Genomic DNA, 3,936 nt, shown 5'->3' on the forward strand with positions numbered 1-3,936 from the left:
CCAGGGTCTTCTGGAAGGTGATCTGCGCCAGGTCGGGCACCCGGCTTTCGAGGGTTTGCTTGCGATCCTGGTTCCAGAAGAATTCGGCGTCCGATAGGCGAGGGCGCACGACTCTTTCGTTTCCGGCGCGTACGGTGTCCGGGGAGCGGCTGTCCAGATTGCTGAAGGTGATGAAGTAGGGCAACAGACCGCCTTCTTTATCCTTCACCGGAAAATACTTCTGATTCGCCTGCATGGTGGTGATCAGCACTTCCGGTGGAAGGGACAGGTAGCGGGCATCGAACCCGCCCAGAATTGGTACCGGCCATTCGACCAGGGATGCGACTTCGTCCAGCAGATCGGCTTCGATATGCGCGCAACCGTTGACCGTGACCGCGGTGGCTTCGGCCGACTCGCGGATCCTGGTCTTGCGGGTCTCGAAGTCGGCGATGACGAAACCTTGTTCGAGCAGCTTTTCGGCGTATTCGCCGGGCTCGTTCAGAACCAGGCCGTCGGGATGGTGGAAGCGGTGGCCGTAAGTCACGCGGCCCGCGGGTACGCTCAGGATTTCGGCCTCGATCACTTCGCTGCCGAACAGCAGCACGATCCAGTGTACCGGGCGCACGAATTCGGCGGTTCCGGCCCCCCAGCGCATGCGTTTCGCGATCGGCAGGGCGGCCAGCGACTGGCGCAGAATATCAGGGATCAAATCCTCGGTTCGGCCGCCCTTTACCTCCTGGCGGAACCCGATCCACGCGCCCTTATCGGTTTCGATGGTGGTGAGCTGTTCGAGCGTGGCGCCGCAGCTCTTCATGAAGCCTTCCAGAGCCTTGGAGGGCGAGCCGTCCGGCTGATAGGCGGCATTGAGCGCAGGGCCGCGCCTTTCGACGGTCTGGTCGGGCTGGGCGGTCGCCAAGCCTCTTACCCATACCGCGAGCCGCCGCGGCGCCGCATAGGGTACGACGTCATCGAAGTTCAGCGCGGCTCTGGCGAGACCGCTCTCGACGTTGCCTTTCAGTGCCAGGCTTAGCGTAAGCAGGGACTTGGGCGGCAATTCCTCGGTGCCCAGTTCGAACAGAAGATCGCGCGTCTCACTCATCGTCGGCACTCCTCGAATTCAGCAGCGGAAAACCGAGTTTTTCACGGCGCTGGTAATAGGCTTCCGCGACGGATTTGGCCAAGTCGCGGACACGGAGGATGTAGCGCTGGCGTTCGGTGACCGATATGGCGCGGCGCGCGTCCAGGAGGTTGAAGGAGTGCGAGGCTTTCAACACCATTTCGTAGGCGGGTAGGGGTAAATCCTGCGCGATCAGTTTTTGACATTCGCGTTCGTAAGTATCGAAGCAGCCGAACAGGAATTCGGTATCGGCGTGCTCGAAATTGAAAGACGACATTTCCACCTCATTCTGGTGATAAACGTCGCCGTAGGTCACTGGTCCGTTGGGTCCGCGGGTCCAGACCAGATCGAACACGCTTTCGACCCCTTGCAGGTACATGGCGATGCGTTCCAATCCGTAGGTGATTTCGCCGCTGACCGGGCGGCAGTCCAGCCCCCCCACTTGCTGGAAATACGTGAACTGCGTGACCTCCATGCCGTTCAGCCAGACCTCCCAACCCAGGCCCCAGGCGCCCAGGGTCGGCGATTCCCAATTGTCCTCGACGAAGCGGACGTCGTGCTCTAGCAGATCGAAGCCGAGAAAGCGGAGGGACCCCAGATACAGCTCCTGGATATCGGGCGGATTCGGTTTGAGAATGACCTGAAACTGGTAATAATGCTGGAGCCGGTTGGGGTTCTCGCCGTAGCGGCCGTCGGTGGGCCGGCGGGAGGGTTGCACGTAGGCGGTGTTCCAGGGCTCCGGGCCTATGGCCCGAAGGAATGTCGCGGGGTGGAAAGTGCCTGCCCCTACCTCCATGTCCAGAGGCTGCATGATGACGCAGCCCTGTGCCGCCCAGTACTCCTGCAGCGCCAGAATCAGTCCCTGAAAAGTGGAAACGTCGCGTTTAGCTATGGTTTGACTGGCCACAACGGTTTCGGATGGTTGATCAAAGTCGTCGATTATATCCCGAAATGACGATAGCACCGATCATTGCGGTAACGGATTGTGCGGCCGGGATGTCGGCGACAAAATACCCCGTCTTGAGAATTCGCGAACTTAGTTTAGAGGGCCTATGAAAGTCATCGGTTTTAATCACGCCTCATTGATTGTCAGCGATTTGGATGCCTCGCGGCGGTTCTACGAGGGCGTTCTCGGATTGACGCCCAGCGACAAGCGTCCGCGTATGCCCTTCGACGGGGTTTGGTACGAGATCGGCGCGCAGCAGATCCATTTGCTTCAGGTACCGAATCCCGATGCAGGGGCAGAGCGTCCGGAACACGGCGGACTCGACCGCCACGTGGCTTTGAACGTCGCGGACCTGGCGGCGATCAAACGCGACCTCGAACAAGCGGGGGTGCGCTATAGCGTAAGTAAATCCGGCCGCCCGGCGCTGTTTTGCCGGGATCCGGACAACAATACCTTCGAGCTTATCGAACTACCGGTCTAGATTTCTTATCCCGAGCCGCCAAGAAGGGAGATCGATCTCTTCCGGCGGCTGTCGTTATCGGGCGCAAGGGTTTGCGCCCAGCGCCCTCCGCCCGAAATAAGTCCGAAACGATCGAGTTACGAACGAAACAAATCTCCCATTTCGGGAAATCCTTCAGAAACGTTCCTCCCCTGAAATAGCGTCGCGTTGCGGGACGCGAGAGCCACCGATCAGCCCGCGACGAACTGACCATCAACCGGGCCGTGCCGAAACGCCGGCTCAAACCGAGGAGGAATTCCATGAACAAGTTCGTCCCGATTTTCGATCTCAGCAGCGTATTTTCGGTACCCGGCCGGGTGTCCGGGGAATATTGGCTGCGTTCAAACATGGCCCGCCTGAGCCGGCTCATGTCTTACGGAGTCGAATGCATGGCGCGTTTGGGACTGGTATTGCCCGCCGGTGCCGCCAGCGCGGTTTCGGCGGTTGCGCTGGCCGGGACCGGGCGGATTTCGACTGCGTTGGCCGCAGCCGTATTTCTGCTGGTCTACGCCAGCTATCTGATCGACCATCTGGCGGATGTCGACCGTTTCGATGATGAACAAGCTTCGAAACGCAGTCTGGCCTTGGGGCGTCGGAAACGATTCTTTTCAGTGCTCGGTGCCGCCGCGCTCGCGGCGGCCGTGACGATTACCGGAATAGCGAGCAGTCCGGCTGCGATGCTGTTGCTCGTCTCGTTCCCTATCGCGGTGATTCTTTACGGAACGCCATGGTTCGGCATTCTCACCCGCGGTCTCTTCCGCTATCGGCGGCTCAAGGACATTCCGGGGTTCAAGGCGTTTTACACGGCCTTTTTCTGGGGCTTGCTAATGGTCTACGCGGACCGTTTCGTCGGCGGAAATCAGCCGTCCCTGGTCCCGTTCTTTTTCGGTTACACGTTTTTGTCGTTCTTGTTGAATACCGTCTATTGCGATTTCAAGGATCTGGAGCGCGACCGCTTCGATGGCGTGGTCACGCTGCCGCTGATGCTCGGCATTCCGAATACCTTGCGGCTGCTCCACATCGTGAATGCCGCGGCTCTCGCTTGGCTGATCGCTTTCGTGGCCGCCGGTTGGATTCCGGTGTGGACGACCGGGTTGGCGCTGGTGCACGGATACGTATCGGCCGTTCTTCGCCACGGTGCGAGGGTGATGGCGAGGGGCGGTCTCCCCGGCGATGCCGCCATCGATGCCGAATTCGCGCTATGGCTGCCCTGCGCCTTGCTCGGGTCCTGGATGACGGCGTTCCTCGGCTTGGCTTAAAGGAGGAAAATCATGAGTCCGACGGAACAGCTCGTCTACAACGCTTCCTCGATCGCCTGTCTGGGTTTGTGGGGCGTCGCTTATCTGCTCATCATCCGCCGCGCGTTCAAGGACCGCGCCTACGGCATGCCGTTGC

4 protein-coding genes are annotated in these 3,936 nt (G+C 60.1%); 2 read left to right on the forward strand and 2 right to left on the reverse strand.

Annotation, left to right across the window (positions count from 1 at the left end; genetic code table 11):
* On the reverse strand, positions 1 to 1,078 hold a 1,078-nt coding region (gene glyS / locus ABJK70_RS21440; RefSeq protein WP_347259068.1), incomplete at its 3' end, for a glycine--tRNA ligase subunit beta.
* Positions 1,071 to 2,003 carry a glycine--tRNA ligase subunit alpha gene (gene glyQ / locus ABJK70_RS21445; RefSeq protein ID WP_240506732.1) on the reverse strand — a complete coding sequence of 311 codons (933 nt, stop codon included), beginning with the start codon at positions 2,001 to 2,003 and terminating at the stop codon, positions 1,071 to 1,073. The genes glyS and glyQ, both read right to left, overlap by 8 nt.
* A gap of 145 nt (positions 2,004 to 2,148) precedes the next feature.
* Here glyQ and ABJK70_RS21450 point away from each other — a divergent pair, with 145 nt between their 5' ends.
* Complete coding sequence (locus tag ABJK70_RS21450) at positions 2,149 to 2,523, forward strand: VOC family protein (RefSeq protein ID WP_156881969.1); 375 nt, start codon at positions 2,149 to 2,151, stop codon at positions 2,521 to 2,523.
* Between the two features lie 278 nt (positions 2,524 to 2,801).
* Positions 2,802 to 3,800, forward strand: coding sequence for a UbiA family prenyltransferase (locus ABJK70_RS21455; protein WP_347259069.1), 999 nt, complete (start codon positions 2,802 to 2,804; stop codon positions 3,798 to 3,800).
* The last annotated feature ends 136 nt before the right edge of the window (positions 3,801 to 3,936 follow it).

Origin of the sequence: Methylocaldum sp. (genome assembly GCF_039794385.1) — a bacterium.
Lineage (GTDB): Bacteria > Pseudomonadota > Gammaproteobacteria > Methylococcales > Methylococcaceae > Methylocaldum.